General features: G+C 61.6%; 18 protein-coding genes. 5 read left to right on the forward strand and 13 right to left on the reverse strand.

What is annotated here, in order from left to right; all coding sequences use genetic code 11:
- Positions 1-28 precede the first annotated feature (28 nt).
- Together H9K76_RS05575 and H9K76_RS05580 are read left to right on the forward strand one after the other, a co-directional pair.
- Positions 29-337 carry a DUF2818 family protein gene (locus tag H9K76_RS05575; protein WP_187598593.1) on the forward strand — a complete coding sequence of 103 codons (309 nt, stop codon included), beginning with the start codon at positions 29-31 and terminating at the stop codon, positions 335-337.
- Between the two features lie 124 nt (positions 338-461).
- Positions 462-968, forward strand: a complete 507-nt coding sequence (locus tag H9K76_RS05580) for a DUF1178 family protein (protein ID WP_187598595.1) — start codon at positions 462-464, stop codon at positions 966-968.
- A 14-nt stretch (positions 969-982) separates the two neighbouring features.
- On the opposite strand, the gene H9K76_RS05585 is transcribed toward H9K76_RS05580, so the two are convergent.
- The 9 genes from H9K76_RS05585 to H9K76_RS05625 all read right to left on the reverse strand — a co-directional run bounded on the left by H9K76_RS05585 (position 983) and on the right by H9K76_RS05625 (position 9,770).
- Positions 983-2,341: a glycosyltransferase family 2 protein gene (locus H9K76_RS05585; RefSeq protein ID WP_187598597.1), complete on the reverse strand. Its 1,359-nt coding sequence runs from the start codon at positions 2,339-2,341 to the stop codon at positions 983-985.
- Between the two features lie 24 nt (positions 2,342-2,365).
- A complete protein-coding gene (locus tag H9K76_RS05590) occupies positions 2,366-2,935 on the reverse strand; it encodes a dTDP-4-dehydrorhamnose 3,5-epimerase family protein (RefSeq protein ID WP_223196278.1) in 570 nt (189 codons plus the stop codon).
- Between the two features lie 44 nt (positions 2,936-2,979).
- On the reverse strand, positions 2,980-4,098 hold the full coding sequence (locus tag H9K76_RS05595) for a DegT/DnrJ/EryC1/StrS family aminotransferase (protein WP_187598599.1): 1,119 nt from the start codon (positions 4,096-4,098) through the stop codon (positions 2,980-2,982).
- On the reverse strand, positions 4,095-4,952 hold the full coding sequence (locus H9K76_RS05600) for a Gfo/Idh/MocA family protein (protein WP_187598600.1): 858 nt from the start codon (positions 4,950-4,952) through the stop codon (positions 4,095-4,097). Before H9K76_RS05600 ends, H9K76_RS05595 begins: the two co-directional genes overlap by 4 nt.
- A gap of 4 nt (positions 4,953-4,956) precedes the next feature.
- The gene (locus tag H9K76_RS05605; RefSeq protein WP_187598602.1) at positions 4,957-5,727 is read right to left on the reverse strand and encodes a hypothetical protein; all 771 of its coding nucleotides are present in this window, start codon (positions 5,725-5,727) and stop codon (positions 4,957-4,959) included.
- 46 nt (positions 5,728-5,773) lie between these two features.
- A complete protein-coding gene (locus H9K76_RS05610) occupies positions 5,774-7,030 on the reverse strand; it encodes a glycosyltransferase (protein ID WP_187598604.1) in 1,257 nt (418 codons plus the stop codon).
- A 178-nt stretch (positions 7,031-7,208) separates the two neighbouring features.
- Positions 7,209-7,961, reverse strand: a complete 753-nt coding sequence (locus H9K76_RS05615; RefSeq protein ID WP_187598606.1) for an ABC transporter ATP-binding protein — start codon at positions 7,959-7,961, stop codon at positions 7,209-7,211.
- A 13-nt stretch (positions 7,962-7,974) separates the two neighbouring features.
- The gene (locus H9K76_RS05620; RefSeq protein WP_187598608.1) at positions 7,975-8,802 is read right to left on the reverse strand and encodes an ABC transporter permease; all 828 of its coding nucleotides are present in this window, start codon (positions 8,800-8,802) and stop codon (positions 7,975-7,977) included.
- 155 nt (positions 8,803-8,957) lie between these two features.
- Entirely contained in the window at positions 8,958-9,770 is an 813-nt protein-coding gene (locus tag H9K76_RS05625) for a transporter substrate-binding domain-containing protein (RefSeq protein WP_187598610.1), read from the reverse strand.
- A 118-nt stretch (positions 9,771-9,888) separates the two neighbouring features.
- On the opposite strand from H9K76_RS05625, the gene H9K76_RS05630 reads away from it, so the two are divergent.
- Positions 9,889-10,527 carry a LysE family translocator gene (locus tag H9K76_RS05630; RefSeq protein ID WP_187598612.1) on the forward strand — a complete coding sequence of 213 codons (639 nt, stop codon included), beginning with the start codon at positions 9,889-9,891 and terminating at the stop codon, positions 10,525-10,527.
- Between the two features lie 91 nt (positions 10,528-10,618).
- Here H9K76_RS05630 and gdhA read toward each other — a convergent pair whose 3' ends face one another.
- Complete coding sequence (gene gdhA / locus H9K76_RS05635; protein WP_187598614.1) at positions 10,619-11,962, reverse strand: NADP-specific glutamate dehydrogenase; 1,344 nt, start codon at positions 11,960-11,962, stop codon at positions 10,619-10,621.
- A 371-nt stretch (positions 11,963-12,333) separates the two neighbouring features.
- Here gdhA and H9K76_RS05640 point away from each other — a divergent pair, with 371 nt between their 5' ends.
- Positions 12,334-12,597 (forward strand): hypothetical protein, encoded by a 264-nt coding sequence (locus H9K76_RS05640; RefSeq protein WP_187598615.1) that lies wholly within the window; start codon positions 12,334-12,336, stop codon positions 12,595-12,597.
- An 18-nt stretch (positions 12,598-12,615) separates the two neighbouring features.
- Here the strand turns inward: H9K76_RS05640 and mutL are convergent, their stop codons facing one another.
- Positions 12,616-14,625 (reverse strand): DNA mismatch repair endonuclease MutL, encoded by a 2,010-nt coding sequence (mutL, locus tag H9K76_RS05645; protein WP_187598617.1) that lies wholly within the window; start codon positions 14,623-14,625, stop codon positions 12,616-12,618.
- Between the two features lie 127 nt (positions 14,626-14,752).
- Between mutL and H9K76_RS05650 the strand changes: the two genes are divergently transcribed.
- Positions 14,753-15,415: a DedA family protein gene (locus H9K76_RS05650; protein WP_187598619.1), complete on the forward strand. Its 663-nt coding sequence runs from the start codon at positions 14,753-14,755 to the stop codon at positions 15,413-15,415.
- Between the two features lie 75 nt (positions 15,416-15,490).
- Here the strand turns inward: H9K76_RS05650 and H9K76_RS05655 are convergent, their stop codons facing one another.
- Both H9K76_RS05655 and H9K76_RS05660 read right to left on the reverse strand, forming a co-directional pair.
- A complete protein-coding gene (locus tag H9K76_RS05655) occupies positions 15,491-15,736 on the reverse strand; it encodes a glycine zipper 2TM domain-containing protein (RefSeq protein WP_187598621.1) in 246 nt (81 codons plus the stop codon).
- Between the two features lie 203 nt (positions 15,737-15,939).
- Entirely contained in the window at positions 15,940-16,167 is a 228-nt protein-coding gene (locus tag H9K76_RS05660; protein ID WP_187598623.1) for a glycine zipper 2TM domain-containing protein, read from the reverse strand.
- Positions 16,168-16,305 lie beyond the last annotated feature (138 nt).

Raw genomic sequence — 16,305 nt, forward strand, 5'->3', positions numbered from 1 at the left:
GCCTCACCCGAGATCAAGGAAAGGTCCCATGTCACAGACCGCAGCCATCTGGCTCGTGATCCTGGCTGCATTCGCTGCCGCCAACTGGCCTTTCCTTTCTCAGCGCCTCATGCTCGTGGGGCCGCATCCCAGGCAGGGCGCCAAGCCCTTCTTCATTCGCCTGCTCGAACTCATCATCCTGTACTTCATCGTCGGCTTGCTGGCCATGGCGCTTGAGCGCCGTGCGGGCCAGAACGCACCGCAGGGATGGGAGTTCTACGCCATCACGGCCACGCTCTTCCTGACGCTGGCGTTTCCCGGATTCGTCTATCGCTACCTGATGCGTCGCAGGGGTTGACGCCCCCTCCCGCAGGCCGCTGGCGCCAGAGCCGCACGAGCCTCGCAGGAATGCGGGCGGTGCTACCATGGCCGCATCCGGTTTCTGTTTTCTCTCCCTGTGAGGCCTCCCTGAAAAGTCGACTATGAAGGTGCTTGATCTCCTGTGCAGTGCAGACCATCGATTCGAGGGCTGGTTCGCATCTGAAGACGACTTCCAGAACCAGCTTGAGAGAGGGCTTGTGCAATGCCCGATGTGCGGCCGTGCCGATGTCCGCAAGGGCCTGAGTGCACCGCGCCTGAACCTGAAGTCTTCCGCTGCGCATGACACGGCGGCGGCCCGCAGGGATGGCGTGCCGATGCCGGCGGACTCCGGGCAGCGAGCACCTGTCGCGGCACAGGTCGCTCCCCCTCCACAAATGCCCGCGGAATTGCAGGAAGCGTGGCTGCGCGTCGCAAGACATGTGATTGCCAACACCGAGAACGTCGGCGAGCGCTTCGCCAACGAGGCCCGCCGCATGCACTACGGCGACGCGCCAGAGCGCGGCATCCGGGGCCACGCTACTGCCGAGGAGACGGCGGAGCTGATGGAGGAAGGCATCGACGTGATGCCCTTCGTGCTGCCGGATGCGCTCAAGGAAACGTTGCAGTAGGCGCCGGAAGCGACTTACTCCAGCCACATCTGCACGAGCCGCGCTCCCGGCGTTGGCGTGTGAATGATGAAATCCATGCTTTTCGCCGAGCCCGTTTGCTCGGGAATGCTCCAACACCACCTGGTTGCTCCAAGGGGAGTCTGGCAAGGCTGCGTGTCCACGAGCGGAATGCCTTCGCCATTGGCGCTTGCATACAGTATGGTGCCGGGTGGCAGTACCCACACCGTGGTCAATCTGCTTGCCCGCACTTCACTGTCGCGAACCAGCATGCACAGAGAAACTATGTTCGCTTGCATGAGACAGCCCTCTCCGTCGGGGGCATGCCAACCGCTCATCAAGAAACGGCCACCTTCTCCTGCGTCGTTGCAGTCGATACGCTCACCGATGTTGATTTGGCAATGGCGCTCCATGGCTTGTCGCAGGAGAGCGCGAGGGTAGTCGGACTCGTCGAGTCGCTTGCGACCCAGCCCGCGAACGCTGCGCAACTGCTCTATGTAGTCACCTTTGCTGCGACCATGCTTGCGCCAGAACTCCCAGGTGCGGGGAGACAGACCCAGGAACGCGAGCAAGCGTTTGAAGTGGTAGCTGGCGAATTCCTTGCGAGGATTGGGTTGGGGTGCGTAACTTGCATGTGCGTGGATCAACAGCTGCGAGCGCAGATAGGGATTGCTTTGCAACTGCTGGCCGAAGTGTTCCTGCTCCGCGCTATCTTTGGACTGATAGGAGCCTGCGCGTGAACCTGATGAGAATATCAAGCTGGTGAGCTCGGGGCAGGTGGCAATGTGAAGCCTGTTGCGCCAGGCTCTGAAGAGCCACGTCTGAGACGATTCAGCGATGCAATCTCTTGCACTTGGCAGCAAACCGATGCGTTCGAAACAGCTGCGTCGTACCAGCCAGGCCGACATGGGTGAGAAGGTCTTGACTGGGCAATAGCGTCCACGGACGCCAATACCCGCCAGGCCACTGGGCCAGTTCAAGCGCTCGGTATCGTTTGACACGATACCCATGTGAGCACTCGCACCGAGTGCGATATCAGCGCCAGCCGCATCCATCCAGTCGAGCAGCACTTGCAGGTGATCTGGAAACCAGAGGTCGTCCTGGTTGAGAAACGCAACCAAGGGCGCACTCGACCGGGCAAGTCCGGCATTGTTGGGCCCCGATTGTTCCCCCCAGTTGCGTGCGAGCTCGACAAGGTGGACACGAGGATCGCTCTCGGCGAAATGTTCTACCGTTGCCCGTGTACCCATGGGGCAGGCGTCCGACACGACAAGCAGTTCCCAGTCCACGAATGATTGGCGCTGCACAGACTGGATTGCCCACTTCAGCAGATGCGGGCGGCCATATGCGGCCATGATGATGGATACGCGAGGCATGTGGGTGGAGGGGCGCCGTGGCGCTCAGTTCCTGTGCGTGAACCGGAATGGTATCTCGGCGGCATCGCTTGGCAGGCGCCAGTGGTCCGGGTCTTCATAGGAATATGCAATGTCGACCGCGTTGACGACAATGGCCGGCGTATCGGAGACCGCCTGCACACCATGCCACACACCCGGTGGAACCACGAGCAGGGCAGGGCGCTCGAGGGCCAGGCGATGAACCGACAGCTGTCCTACGGTAGGTGACTGTCTGCGCGCGTCATACAAGACAACCTTGATGCGACCATATCCACAGAAAAGGCGGTCCGTCGCCTTGCGATGAGCGTGCCATGCGGAGATGCCGCCTGGCGAGATGATCTTCTGGAATACCTGCTCAACGGGGAGGTTGTCCAGCTTCCAGTCTTGGCGATAGATTTCGGTCAACGTACCATCATCGGTGAGCACGTTGGTGATCTGCTTGACCAGCACTCCGTCAATGCCGGGTCCGGGAGCCAGGTCCCAGTTGGCATAAGTTGTCTGCCTGTCCTTGCTGCCTGAAAACCGCCACTCGGCCACATCGTTGGCGTCCGGGCCTTTCATTCTTTGTTGATTCATGTTTGCTTCCTGAATTCAATGTTGTTCTGCCAATGAGCGGCCTGTCACTGCGTGCGGCGTGTTGCCGCTTGTACTGCGCCGATCACCGAGGCCGTTTCTGATGGCGTCATCCCGGGGAACAGGGGCAGTGCCAAGGATTGCCGCGCATGACTCTGGATATTGGGTAGGTGAAGGGGGGTGAAGCGTTGTAGATAGCTTGGCTGTTGGTGGATGGGCGGGTCGTAGTAGACGCGTGTGTCTATGCCCTGGCGGTGCAACTCGGATTTCAATTCATCGCGATGCTTGCTGCGCAGGACAAAGTAGTTCCATGCATGTCCGTCACGGTCATGAGGCAGGACTATGCCTGGCAGATCGGCCAATTGCTCCAGGTACTGGCGTGCGATGAAGGAGCGTTCTTGCAGCCAGTCATCAAGCAATGAGATACCTTCGAGAAGAAGGGTCGCTTGCAACTCATGCATGCGGCTGTTGAAGCCCACTTCGTCGTGCAGTCCGTGACGGCGACCGTGATTACGCAAGGCCCGAGCCCTGTCCATGAGATGTGCATGGGGGCTGATCAACGCTCCCGCGTCGCCTGCCGCTCCCAATGTCTTTGTGGGATAGAAGCTCAGCGTGCTGATGTCGCCCATTGCGCCTGCATGGATCCCGTGTCCATTCGCTTCGTATGCTCGAGCACCCAGAGCTTGTGCAATATCTTCGACGAGTGCGATTCGCCGATCTTTGCAGAGCCTGGCAATGGCTGGAGTAGCGCAGGTATCCCCGAACAAGGGGACGGCCACGATGGCTCGGGTGCGTGGGGTGATGGCGGCGCTGAACTGTTCGGCGCCACAGACAAAATCATCCACTGGCGAGTCCACCAGCACGGGCGTAAGGCCTGTGCGCACGACAGCCTCAAAGCAAGCGATGAACGTGCCTGCGGGAAGCAGGACTTCATCACCGCTTTGCAGTCCCAACAGATGGAGGGCGAGTACGAGGGCATCCGTTCCGGAATTCACTGCAACTGCTTGGTGCCCGCAGGGAAAGCGCTCCGACAAAGCTCGTTCGAACTGTTGCAGTTGCGAGCCCAGTATGTACTGGCCACTCTGCAGCACGTCCGCAAAACGGAGTCCCATGCGCTGTGCGAGCTCTGGTGCCTGCCACGGGCTGCGGAAGAACGGCACTCTCATAGCCAGGACTCGATGGCAATGGCCCGGCGTGCCGCAGCCGCGCCATCTGCCGCGCTGGCGATGGCAGGGTGTGTCCGTGCCCCGTGAAGTCGTTCTTGGAATGCGGTGTACTGAAGAGTCAATGCATCCACACCGTCTGGACTCATGGGCTGACGGAGGGAAAACTCATGGCGTACGTCCGTCTCTTGCCATGACAGCCGAGCATCGGAGCTCGGAGCGCCGTGCCACGCACTGAAGTTCATCGGTGTTCCGCAAAAAATTACCTGGGCATCCAATCTCTGGTCTCGTTGTCGTACGTCGACGATGGTGAATGCCTCACGGTCCTTGCCACCCAGCAGCAGGGAGGCGGTGTCCAGGTCGTGAACCATCAGATCCAGAGCGATGGATCTGCTTCCGGATGAAGCGCTTGAGCAGCGGGTGAATGCCAGGCTTTGCGGTGTGTGCGTCCATGGCAGCATGCTCAGGCACTCATTGAAGCGCTCGACATGCCCGGTGCAAAGCAGGCGGCGGCTTGTGCATTCTGCTTCGAGCAGTGCATCGATATCCCTTTCGGTTGCTGCAAGCGGCTTTTCAACAAGGACGTCGATGCCCATGCGCATCAACCTGATCGCAACCTCTGCGTGCGTATCGTAGGGAGTGACCACGGCAGCAACTTCTACACCCCGCGGCATGTCCTGCAGGCGAGCAAAAGCCTTGAATCCGGCGGCATGTGCGGCATCGCGCGCATGCGGCAGGGGGTCGACCACGCATACGATCTCGAACGCGGGATGCACGCGAACACGCCTGGCGTGTATTCGGCCAAACCGGCCATACCCGATGATGGCAATGCGTGTCTTGTGCGGCATGGTGCTCATGGCATCAGCATGGCTTTGTCATGTCTTGCACGAGTCGCCGCAGATGCTCTGCCCGGATCACATGTCGATAGACGCCGGCGCGAAAGCGCTCTTCGCCGATGCGCTCGAACTCGGGCAATACCGTGGGCATCTCGTCAAGCTCATAGGGCGTACGTGAGGCAGGGTAGAGGTACTCCTTGCCAAAGGACTCTTCTCCGAAGGAGGCGAGCATGGCGTCCAGCTCCTGCTTCAGCACCGGGCTGGTGCGCTGGGCGTAGAGATGCATGAGGGCAAGCTTGTGCCTGAGTTCGGCTGGGCTCAGGATCACCGTGTCCTCCACCTCGCTTTGCCTGTCGGGATCACATGATGGACCCACCACGGGGAACTCCAGGCTTCTGACTGACTTGCCCGATTTGCGCAATCTGTCCACCAGGCAGTTTGCCATCACTCTGCATAGATCATGGCTTGGGTTGTAGCCTTCCGCCTGGTCCGCGACAACGGTGTCGAATTGGCCCTGCATTCCCAGGTCGACCAAGCGGGTGAGCCAGGCTCCGAACGGTGAGGGGGCCGTGCCCAGCAGCGCGCCATAGATATGGGAGTCAGGAACGGAGGCAAGCCAGTCATTGCGTATCTGTACACCGATGGGCTCAAGCAGCTGGAGCGAATGCTCGAGGCGTGGCTGCCCGATGGAACCTTCCCCATTGGTCAGCATGACGATATGGGGCCTGGTTCTGTGAACCCATTGGATGATGCGCAGTTCATGGCCCGGGTGCGCGACAAGCAGAAGAGGTCTCATGGCGGGATCGCAAGGGTGTTCGTGGCATGGCAGGAGTGTGTGGGATTCATCTCACTCCCAGTCTTGCCGCCAACCAGCGCAGGGGGGCTGTCACACGCCAGCTTCTGCTGGCAAGCAGCGCATTCACATGACGCTCCCGCTCGTAGAGCTGGTTGATCGTGGTGACCAGCTCGCGTGAGCAGGCGTCCCGCGCGTCTTTGGCATTCGTCTCAAGCTGCCGGGCCAGCCGTGTGAGTTGTTCCTGCTGCGCAGCGATGACAGCGTCTCGGGCCTCGATGCGTTCTTGCATCATGCCCGTTTGAACCGCTTGATGGGCGCTGCCATAGGGGAGCAGGTTGTCCATGCAGTGGCGCGCGAATTCTCCAATCTCATCGGCAGGTGCCATGGGCGGGTGATTCGGCTCATCCTCCACGATGTGGAGGGCGATGCTCTCTAGTTGATGCGCTGTTGCGTCCAGCGATAGGTTCGCACGCACAAAATCGCTCACGGACTTCGCATCGGCAGCGCTGTAGTTGGCGATCGCATCGACCACGTTGGCGTGCGAGACTTCTGTTTGCAGAAGGCGGCGACCGAAATTCCAAGGCTGCCATGCCTGGACGTTGGCAGTGGTCACCATACCGGCCATGCCCATGTTTTCATTGAACAGGATGACGGCACACCCTATGGCCATGGCCTCCATGGCACAACGGGCTTTGGCAAAGACAAGATCGTATTGCGCGAGGACCTGTTCCGGGGATCTGGCCTGCCGGTCCACTCCTGAGCCGATAACCTCCAGCTCAATGCCATGGGCTTGGCAGGCCGCACGGATGGTTGCGGTTTCCTCGTGGTTCGTTGAGTAATTGCTGAAGATGGCGGCGCGCACTGGTTTGTCCGGCAGTGGTGCGCGTGGCTGAAAGCGCGCCAGATCCACGCCGTTGGATACGAGCCTGATAGACGACCGTGCGATGCCGTGTTCCAGACAGAGCCGTTGCGCGCAATTTTCATCGACGGCAACGTACTGTCGGATGCGGCCGAACAAGGGCGGACGTCCGTGTGACGCTGTGCGGTCGTGGCAGATCGAGAGCGCTGGTACCCCAAGGAACCGGGCCATGCAGGCGACAGTTTCGTCTCGCGTGTTGCCGATGATGACATCCGGTGCAGCCGTTACCAGCGCGAGTTCTGTCACGCAGGCGATGCAGACGGCCCGCAGTTCGTCCACCATGTCCCCCATGATGGGGGAGTACAGGATGACATCGTGCCTCCGTCTGTGCAGGGCCAGTGCCATGTCGCGCACAAACAACTCGGCACCGCTCCGGTACTGCATGCAACACATCGATATGAGTATTCTCATCTCGGACAACGGGGCCGCAAAGCCCGGTGAGTGGCGGGTAGGCGGTCAAGCCCTGCGCTGGCGCTTGCCGCCGTGTGACAATTGCTTGCAAGCGTAGCACTCTAACGGGCGCAGTGGTATGCCGTTACCACTGCATCGCAAGACTTTTGGTTCATTCAGCAGCGTGATAGAAGGCAAGGCATTCGTCGACAGTGCCGCGACAGGCAATGCGGCCGTGGTCCAGCACCAATGCGTGAGAGCAGAATGACTTGAGCAAGTGCTCGTTGTGGCTGGCAACTACAAGAATGCTTACGCGCGACATGAGGTCGTGCAGCCGCTTCTGTGCACGCTCCTGAAATTTGGCGTCGCCAGCGCCGACGACCTCATCCATCAACAGAATATCCGGCGTGATCGTGGTCGCCACGGCAAACGCCAGTTTGAGCAGCATGCCGGTGGAGTACGTGCGGACGGGCATGTGCAAGCGCTCGCTCAATTCGGTGAATGCGCCGATCTCTTCCACCATGGCACGGGCTTCGCGTCGGGACAGGCCCATCACGATTCCGCGCGTGATGATGAAGTCCTGTCCCGAGGCTTCGGCATCCATGCCGAGCGTGATGTCTGTGAGCGCAGACACAGTCCCATACTGCCGGATGTGACCTTGGACGGGTTCATAGACTCCAGAGAGCACGCGCAGCAACGTCGACTTGCCGGCCCCGTTGTGGCCGATCAAGCCAATGCGGTCGCCGGACCGAAGTTCCAGGTTGATACCGCGCAGCGCCTGCACGGTGCGAATAGGTGCCGGGGACGAAGCCTGGCTGCGCGGCATGCCCGTGAAGCGCATCACTGTGTTGATGAGACCGATGCTTTGTGCGTCGAAAACCGGAAACTCTATTTCGACATCGGTGAGCTGGATAAAGGGTTTCATCGCGGATCTGCGCTCACAGCCAATAGTTGATGCGTCGACGCACTGCGAGATAGAGTCCCACGCACAGCACCAGAAGGACGCAGAAAGTGCTCCCTGCTGCCAGGAATGCCGTAGCGGATGGTATTTTCCCAAGGAGCGGCGCGCGCATGAGCTCCAGCCAGGCCGCCAGCGGATTGAGCGTTGTGAGCAGATGGGCTCGCGATGTGGTCAGTTGGCTGCTTTGCCACATCACGGGCGTGACGAAGAAGGCGATTTGGAGAATGCTGCTCACCACCATGGGGACGTCGCGAAATCGGGTGGCTATGGCTGCAAGTATTGCGAGCACCAGGGTGGCGCCGATGGTGCTCAGGACAAACCCTGCCAACCAGACATGCCAAAGCACGCCTTGCAGAAGTCCCCCGTACCAGAGCACGACCAGAATCAGCGGGATTTGGTGGGCGAGCAGCAGCAGGTTACGCCACACCACACGAAAGACGAATGTGAATTTCGGGTAGGAGGCCTGCTTCAGGAAAGGGGCAGCATCGATGTAGGTTTTGCATCCATCGTTGAACATGGACGTGAGAAACCCGAAAAAGATATTGCCAAGACAGAAGTAGGGAATGTAGGTCTTCGTGTCCTGATTGAACAACTGTGCCCCGATCCAGCCGAATGCTGCAGTGAAGATCGCCATATTGATGGCGATCCAGGTCGGTCCGAGAAACGAACGGCGGTACTGCCGCAGCAGATCCTGCCAGCCCAGATGCATCCACAGTGGCCATTGGCGCAGGGAAAGGCCCAGATCCTGGCGCAACAACTGCCACTGTGAGAGTTCGCTAAGTGGAACAGGGCCCTGTGAGGTCATCGGTGGCAGAGGTTGCTGTGACACGGATTCAGCCGGTCGCGTGGATGGGAATCCAGCTCAGCAGTTGCGTGAATGCGCGATTTTACGAGGAATCACACTCTTGGCGCGTACAGACTGGAGATCAGGACCGAACTTATTGAGTGAATTTTCCAATATCACTTCAACCACTTCTGTGCCGATGCCTTCAAGCCGCCGCGATGATCGATCTGATTCCAGGTGAAGCGCAGCACCCGTGCATAGTCTGCGTCATCCGCAGGAAACATGAACCCCAGCATGTTCACCGGCGTCAAGGGCTTGTCGAGAAACGCGGCGTGCAGGCGGGGATCGGTGTGTGCGTAGTGCAGTGCCTCGTAGGTCTCCGTGATCATCACGTCGCCCTTGCCCTCGGCAATCAGGGCAGGGATTTCGGCGTTCTTGTCGTGCGTGCTGACCTGCGCCGCCGTGAGGTTCTGCAGTACATAGGCCTCGTTCGTGCCGCCAGGGTTCTTGATGACGCGAACGCTGCCCTGGTTGAGGCTTTCCGGCGTGGTGAACTTCTGTTTGTCGGCATTGCGCACCAGGGCCACCTTGCCGAATGGCGCGTAGCCCGGCAGCATGTCTGCCTGCGTAATGCGTGCCACGTTGCGGGTGATGCCGCCCACGGCGACGTCGTAGCGATCGGCCTTCAGGTCCGGCATGAGCTGCGGCCATGTGGTTGGCACCCACTCGATCTTCACGCCCATTTCCTTGGCCATGGCCTCGATCACGTCGACGTCGTGGCCGCTGTAGCCGGCATCCGTCTTGATCGCGAAGGGGCGATAGTCGCCGGTCGTGCCGACACGCAGCGTCTTTGTCTGCATGATTTTGTCCAGGCGCGGCCCGGCCTGCGCTGCGGAGCCCACCAGCAGGCCGGTGCCTGCCGCGATGGAGAGCGTGAGCGCGACGAGAGAGCGGGAATGGGGGTGGGGATGGGCGTGGGAATGACGCATGGTTTTTGTCTCCTGAATTGAAAAGGGGCGGGGTTCCTGGCGGAGTGCAGCAGTACCAACACAAAGGCAGGCCAAGTATTACACTTCGCAGACCCCATATTCCTAAGGCAGGACGATCATGGATGCGCTCCTCTTCATTCCCGTTTCCATTGCCATCTCACTCACGCCGGGCCCCAACAATTTCTGCGGGCTCAACAACGGCATCCGGGCAGGTGTCGTGCCGGCGCTGATGGCGACCACGGGCCGCGTCGCCGCCTTCGCGATCTTTCTGGCCGTGTCGGCCATCGGGCTGGGTGCGATGCTGCTGGCCTCTGAAACGGCGTTCCTGGCGGTGAAGTGGATCGGTGCGGTCTACCTGTTCTGGATTGGCTGGAAGGCCTGGCGCAGCCGCGATTTTGGTGGCGCGGCGATGATCGAGAACGGGGATGGCACGGCATCGGCCGAGGCAAAGCATTACTCCGTGAAGACGCTGGCGATGCAGGAGTTTCTGCTCGGTATCACCAATCCCAAGGCCATCATCCTGTTCGCAGCCATCTTCCCGCAGTTCATCGATCCATCGAAGCCAGCCGCGCAGCAGTTCCTGGTGCTCGGCTCGATCTACCTGATGGCGGAGTATGTCTCTACGCTGGTCTACGCGTCCTGCGGAAGGCAGATCAGGCGCTGGATCCGCACGCCCAAGGGCGTGATCCGGCTCAATCGCGCAACCGGCGGTTTCTTCATGGGGGCCGGTGGCCTTTTATTGGCGACCCAGCGCTGAGCAAATTGTCTAAGGCGTTCCAATAAAAAAACCGCCTCGAAGGGCGGTCTTTTAGGGGGGCAGAGGTGATCGGTTTTTGATGGGATGAGGATCAGATCACGCCCTGGGCGATCATCGCGTCGGCCACCTTCACGAAGCCGGCAATGTTCGCGCCGTCGATGTAGCTCACGGTGCCGTCGGCGCGCTTGCCGTGCTTCAGGCAGGCTGCGTGGATGTTCTGCATGATCTGCAGCAGGCGTGCATCCACTTCCTCGCGGTTCCACGACAGGCGCATTGCGTTCTGGCTCATTTCGAGGCCGGAGGTCGCCACGCCGCCGGCGTTCGAGGCCTTGCCCGGTGCGTACAGCACGCCGGCAGCCTCGAAGGCCTTGGCAGCCTCGATGGTGGACGGCATGTTGGCGCCTTCGGCCACGCAGACCACGCCGTTCTTGATCAGCACCTTGGCGTCGTTTTCGTCGAGCTCGTTCTGCGTCGCGCAGGGCAGTGCGATATCCACCGGAACATGCCATGGGCGCACACCTGCTTCGAACTTGGCACCCACACGGGCGGCATAGTCGTTCACGCGGCCGTACAGGTGGTTCTTGATTTCCATGAGGACGGCCAGCTTCTCCGTGGTGAAGCCCTCTTCGTCGATCACGGTGCCCGAGGAGTCGGACACGGTCACCACCTTGGCGCCCAGTTGCATGGCCTTTTCCACCGCATACTGCGCCACGTTGCCCGAGCCGGACACGGAGACGCGCATGCCGTCGAAGCTCTTGCCGCGGGTCTTCAGCATTTCGTCCGCGAAATAGACCGTGCCGTAGCCCGTTGCCTCGGGGCGGATCAGCGAGCCGCCGAAGGCCAGGCCCTTGCCGGTGAACACCGAGGCGGCGCTGTTGGCCAGTTTCTTGTACATGCCGGCCATGTAGCCCACTTCACGGCCACCCACGCCGATGTCGCCTGCCGGCACATCGGTGTCGGGGCCCACGTGGCGGAACAGTTCGGTCACGAAGGCCTGGCAGAAGCGCATCACTTCAGAAGGGCTCTTGCCCTTGGGGTCGAAGTCGGAACCGCCCTTGCCGCCGCCCATGGGCAGCGTGGTCAGTGCGTTCTTGAAGGTCTGCTCGAAGGCCAGGAACTTCAGCACGGACAGATTCACCGAGGGGTGGAAGCGCAGGCCGCCCTTGAAGGGGCCGATCGCCATGCTGTGCTGAATGCGGAAGCCGCGGTTGACCTGCACGTTGCCGTGATCGTCGGTCCAGGACACGCGGAACATCATCACGCGCTCGGGTTCCACCAGGCGCTCCAGCAGGCCGTGCTCCGCATAGCGCGGATTCTTCTCGATGAAGGGCCACAGGCTTTCCATCACTTCGGTGACTGCCTGCAGGAATTCGGGTTGGCCTGGGTTGCGTTGGGCGACTTGTTCGAGGAATTGCCCGACGGATGCGTGCTTCATAAAGCGGAACCTTCTAACTTAGTGACAACGTGTTGCTGGAGTGCAGGCGACATTATGCCAAAAAGACATGGTGCTATGCACCAAAATGGTAGTGATGCACCTATAACGCTCAGATCTCTACTGTTTTGATCAAAAACGGGGTTGTATTTGCACGAAATTGGTGAAGTGATTGCGCTGAATTGGTGCTTTGTCGCGTCGCCACTTGGCACGCTGCATGCATTGAACCGATGCGAACCCAAGGTGACGAAGCGAGCCTCCGGGCAAGGATGGACATGGCGCTGTCACCGTGGGAGTTCACAGTTCACGAAAGCCCGGACAAGGAAGCGGGCAGATGGTCAGGAAGGAGTGCCGAGATGCCGACGATGACAGCGATGACGAGAGCATGCGCATTGAGCGCGACCGCCATGGCGGCGACCGTCATGTTGGCGGGGCCGGCCGCGACGCGTGTTGTGGGAGGTGCGAGAGCATCGGCATGGATGGACGCGCAGGCGGCGGGGCCGCAAGCGCTCCTGCCGGGAGCGCTCCGGGCCGGCAGCCCATTGGTGGCTGCCAGCCGGGGGATGCGTCAGGAGATTGGCGATGCCGTGCCCTGGTACGAGGACGAGGCTGACGACAGCAACAACGGCAGGGGATGAGCCGGCCCTGGGGTGTGTTTAGCGGCCGCGCAGGAACAGCGCGTCCAGCTCCTTCATTGTCAGTTGGCGCCATGTGGGGCGACCGTGGTTGCATTGATCCGATCGGTCGGTCACTTCCATCTGGCGCAGCAGGGCGTTCATCTCGTCGAGCGTGAGCCGGCGATTCGCGCGAACGGCGCCATGGCATGCCATGGTGGCAAGGATCTCATTGCGGGCGCGCTGCACCACCGTGCTCGCATCCTGCTGCGACAATTCGGCCAGGACGCTGCGCGCGAGCTCCACGGGGTCGCCCGCGGCCAGTGCGGTTGGCACGGCGCGTACCGCCAGCGTGCGTGGAGAGAAGGGCGCTATCTCCATGCCGAGCAGTGCCAGGGTTTCGCCATGCGACTCGGCAGCCGCCACCTCGTGCGGCGTGGCGGCGAAGGTGGCGGGGATCAGCAGTGGCTGGCTGGCGATGCGCGCGGACTCATCGATCACCTGGCTCTTGAGGCGCTCGTAGACGATGCGCTCATGGGCCGCATGCATGTCCACGATGATCATGCCGTGCGCGTTCTCGGCGAGGATGTAGACGCCGTGGATCTGTGCCACCGCACGGCCGAGGGGCCATGGCGATGCATCGGCCTCGGTTGCGGCGGAAGCCGGAGGGAGCGCAGCGGCGAAGGCTCCTTCATCGGGCGCCGCTGATATCGCAGCCGTCCCTGGCTGCGCCATGGCGCGCGGAGCACCCCAGAGGGCTTGCAGATCCTCCACCTTGTGGCCCACTCGCTCCTCGAAAGGCATGGCAGCCTGGGCCTTCCAGTTGGGGGCAGGTGCCCACGCCGATGGAGCAGTGACGGACGATGCCCCTGATGCCGTCGGCTGAGAGAAAGCGGGCGCAAGCGCGGGTGAGAACGGTGTGGTTGCTGCTGCCCCGACAGAGCCCGGGGCGGCGTCCGAAGTTGCTGCGGCTGCCGCCAGCGCCTGAGCGCGCGGCACGGCCAGCGCATTTTCCACGGCATGGCGGACGGCCTGGTGCACTTCGCGGCTGTCGCGAAAGCGCACCTCGATCTTGGTGGGGTGCACGTTCACATCGACGCGCAGCGGATCGATCTCGACGAACAGCGCATAGACCGGCTGCTTCTGCCCGTGCAGCACATCCTCGTAGGCGCTGCGTGCGGCATGCGTGAGCACCTTGTCGCGCACGAAGCGGCCGTTCACGTAGCAGAACTGCTGATCGGCGCGCGAGCGCGCTGCGTCGGGCAGGCCCGCGCGTCCCGTGACGGTGACATTGCCGAGCTTGAAAGCCACGGCGACCGAGTCCTCGAGGAAGTCGGCGCCCATCACATCGCTGAGGCGGCGGTCCAGCGCCTCGCGTTGCCGGTTTTCGTCAGCCGTGTCGGCTGTCTCCAGCGTGGAGCGCCACTGCTCGACCAGCTTGCCTTCGTGCCAGATGGCAAAGCCCACGTCGGGGCGGGCCAGCGCATGGCGTCGCACGGCTTCCACGCAGTGGGCCAGTTCGGTGGCGTCGGTCTTGAGAAACTTGCGGCGCGCGGGCGTGGAGAAGAACAGCTCCTTCACCTCCACGGTCGTGCCGCGGCTGCGGGCCGCGGGGCGCAGTTCGCCGCTGCGCGCATCGAGCAGGAAGGCGCTCGCCTGGTCCTGCGTGCGCGAGAGGAGGGCCGTCTCCGACACGGAGGAGATGGCCGCCAGCGCCTCGCCTCGAAAACCCATCGTGTTCACCGATTCCAGATCGTGCAGGTTGCTGATCTTGCTGGTGGCATGGCGGCGCAGGGCCACGGGCAGCTCCTCGGGCGGAATGCCGACCCCGTCGTCTTCCACGGAAATCAGCCGGACGCCGCCGGCCAGCAGCCGCACGGTGACTTGCCGGGCACCTGCATCCAGTGCGTTGTCGACGAGCTCCCGGACCGCGGATGCGGGGCGTTCCACCACCTCGCCCGCGGCGATCTGGCTGATCAGCTCGTCGGGAAGGTCACGAATCGGGCGGCGCGCAGTCTCGGGACTGGAGGGAGAGAGGTTGGCTTCATTCACGATTCCATTCTAGTGTTGAGACATGTCCTTTGCGGCTGTCCAGGAACCGGCCCCAATCTCCACCCGGGCCGGTGGATGCCGTCGATGCGCTACAGTCCGGGGCTTCTCTCAGTACCGGGGATCTGGATTGGAAATCGTCAGTTTTTTGATCGACTTCATTTTGCACATCGACAAGCATCTTGAAGCCTTCGTGGTCACGTATGGACCGTGGGTCTATGCCCTGTTGTTCATCATCGTGTTCGTGGAAACAGGCGTGGTCGTCATGCCGTTTCTGCCGGGCGATTCACTGCTGTTCATCGTGGGCGCGATGTGCGGCGCGGGGCTGATGAATTTCGCGATCGCCGTGCCCGTGCTGCTGGCGGCAGCGATCCTCGGAGACCAGTGCAACTACACCATCGGCCGCTATCTGGGGCCCAAGGTGTTCCAGTGGGAGGATTCGCGCTGGTTCAACAAGAAGGCATTCGACCAGGCGCATGCCTTCTATGAGCGCTATGGCGGCGTGACCATCATCCTCGCGCGCTTCATGCCCTTCATCCGTACCTTCGCACCCTTTGTTGCGGGTGTTGCGCACATGACCCGTGCCAAATTCACGATGTTCAATGTGGTGGGGGCGCTCATCTGGGTCATCGGCATCACTGCAGCGGGCTATTTCTTCGGCAACCTGGAGTGGGTGCGCGCGAATCTCGAGAAGATCATCTGGGGCCTGATCCTGGTGCCGGGGCTGATTGCCATCTTTGGTGCCTGGAAGGCTGGCCGGGCGGACAAGGCCGCCACGTCGGCATCGCATTGACGAACGCGCCACCGCCCAAAAAAAAACCCCTGGAGCCATGCGCTCCAGGGGTTTTTTACTTGCGCAGTGCAGACATCAATAGCGATGGCGGCGGTTGTTGCGGTCGCTGTTCTTGCCGACCTCGTTGCCGATCAGGGCACCGGCAGCGGCGCCGCCCACGGTGCCCAGTGTGCCGCCGAACACGGCATTGCCAACCAGACCGCCGGCCACGGCGCCTACCCCCGTACCCACTTGCGCATTGGAGGGGCGCGAGGCGCAGCCTACCAGGCTCAGCGAGGCCGCACAGGCCAGAGTCGTGACGATGATGCGAATGTTCTTCATGTGTGTACCCCTTTCATTGGTAGCCAAGCGGATGCGCCGACAGCATGTACGGCGCTCCGACGGGGCAGATCCAGATGCCTGCCCATGTACTATCAACGTTCGAGATAGGCAATCAGATTACTGAGAAAAGGTTACCAACAGTGTGGTTGGCTGCAAGGCGATACGGCATGGGGTGGCTCCCCCCCCCCCATGCTGTGTCTCGCTCAGCGACGGCGGTCGCGATCCTTGCCGACCTCGTTGCCGATCAGGGCACCGGCGGCAGCGCCGCCCACGGTGCCCAGTGTGCCTCCGAACACGGCATTGCCTACGACACCGCCCGCCACGGCGCCCACGCCCGTGCCGACCTGCTGATTGGTGGGGTTCGAGGAACAGCCTGCCAGACCCAGGGCTGCGGTGCAGGCGACTGTAGAGAGGATGATGCGTACATTCATGGTGTGCTCCTTCTAGTCGACCACGGATGCGTTGCGAAGGAGTTCACAAGGCGTCGCGGTTCATGCCTTCAGTGTCACCGGGCGTCCGGGATGCCGGGGTAGGCCCGGTGATGCGATGCCTGTAGGAACGGGACCCAC

It is taken from the genome of Diaphorobacter ruginosibacter (genome assembly GCF_014395975.1).
GTDB classification, from domain to species: Bacteria; Pseudomonadota; Gammaproteobacteria; order Burkholderiales; family Burkholderiaceae_C; genus Diaphorobacter_A; species Diaphorobacter_A ruginosibacter.

Bases quoted from the DNA above. Each gene is read 5' to 3' on its own strand.
- H9K76_RS05575 (WP_187598593.1), top strand. From the start codon at position 29: ATGTCACAGACCGCAGCCATCTGGCTCGTGATCCTGGCTGCATTCGCT.
- H9K76_RS05580 (WP_187598595.1), top strand. From the start codon at position 462: ATGAAGGTGCTTGATCTCCTGTGCAGTGCAGACCATCGATTCGAGGGC.
- H9K76_RS05585 (WP_187598597.1), bottom strand. From the start codon at position 2,341: ATGCCTCGCGTATCCATCATCATGGCCGCATATGGCCGCCCGCATCTG.
- H9K76_RS05590 (WP_223196278.1), bottom strand. From the start codon at position 2,935: ATGAATCAACAAAGAATGAAAGGCCCGGACGCCAACGATGTGGCCGAG.
- H9K76_RS05595 (WP_187598599.1), bottom strand. From the start codon at position 4,098: ATGAGAGTGCCGTTCTTCCGCAGCCCGTGGCAGGCACCAGAGCTCGCA.
- H9K76_RS05600 (WP_187598600.1), bottom strand. From the start codon at position 4,952: ATGAGCACCATGCCGCACAAGACACGCATTGCCATCATCGGGTATGGC.
- H9K76_RS05605 (WP_187598602.1), bottom strand. From the start codon at position 5,727: ATGAGACCTCTTCTGCTTGTCGCGCACCCGGGCCATGAACTGCGCATC.
- H9K76_RS05610 (WP_187598604.1), bottom strand. From the start codon at position 7,030: ATGCAGTACCGGAGCGGTGCCGAGTTGTTTGTGCGCGACATGGCACTG.
- H9K76_RS05615 (WP_187598606.1), bottom strand. From the start codon at position 7,961: ATGAAACCCTTTATCCAGCTCACCGATGTCGAAATAGAGTTTCCGGTT.
- H9K76_RS05620 (WP_187598608.1), bottom strand. From the start codon at position 8,802: ATGACCTCACAGGGCCCTGTTCCACTTAGCGAACTCTCACAGTGGCAG.
- H9K76_RS05625 (WP_187598610.1), bottom strand. From the start codon at position 9,770: ATGCGTCATTCCCACGCCCATCCCCACCCCCATTCCCGCTCTCTCGTC.
- H9K76_RS05630 (WP_187598612.1), top strand. From the start codon at position 9,889: ATGGATGCGCTCCTCTTCATTCCCGTTTCCATTGCCATCTCACTCACG.
- gdhA (WP_187598614.1), bottom strand. From the start codon at position 11,962: ATGAAGCACGCATCCGTCGGGCAATTCCTCGAACAAGTCGCCCAACGC.
- H9K76_RS05640 (WP_187598615.1), top strand. From the start codon at position 12,334: ATGACGAGAGCATGCGCATTGAGCGCGACCGCCATGGCGGCGACCGTC.
- H9K76_RS05655 (WP_187598621.1), bottom strand. From the start codon at position 15,736: ATGAAGAACATTCGCATCATCGTCACGACTCTGGCCTGTGCGGCCTCG.
- H9K76_RS05660 (WP_187598623.1), bottom strand. From the start codon at position 16,167: ATGAATGTACGCATCATCCTCTCTACAGTCGCCTGCACCGCAGCCCTG.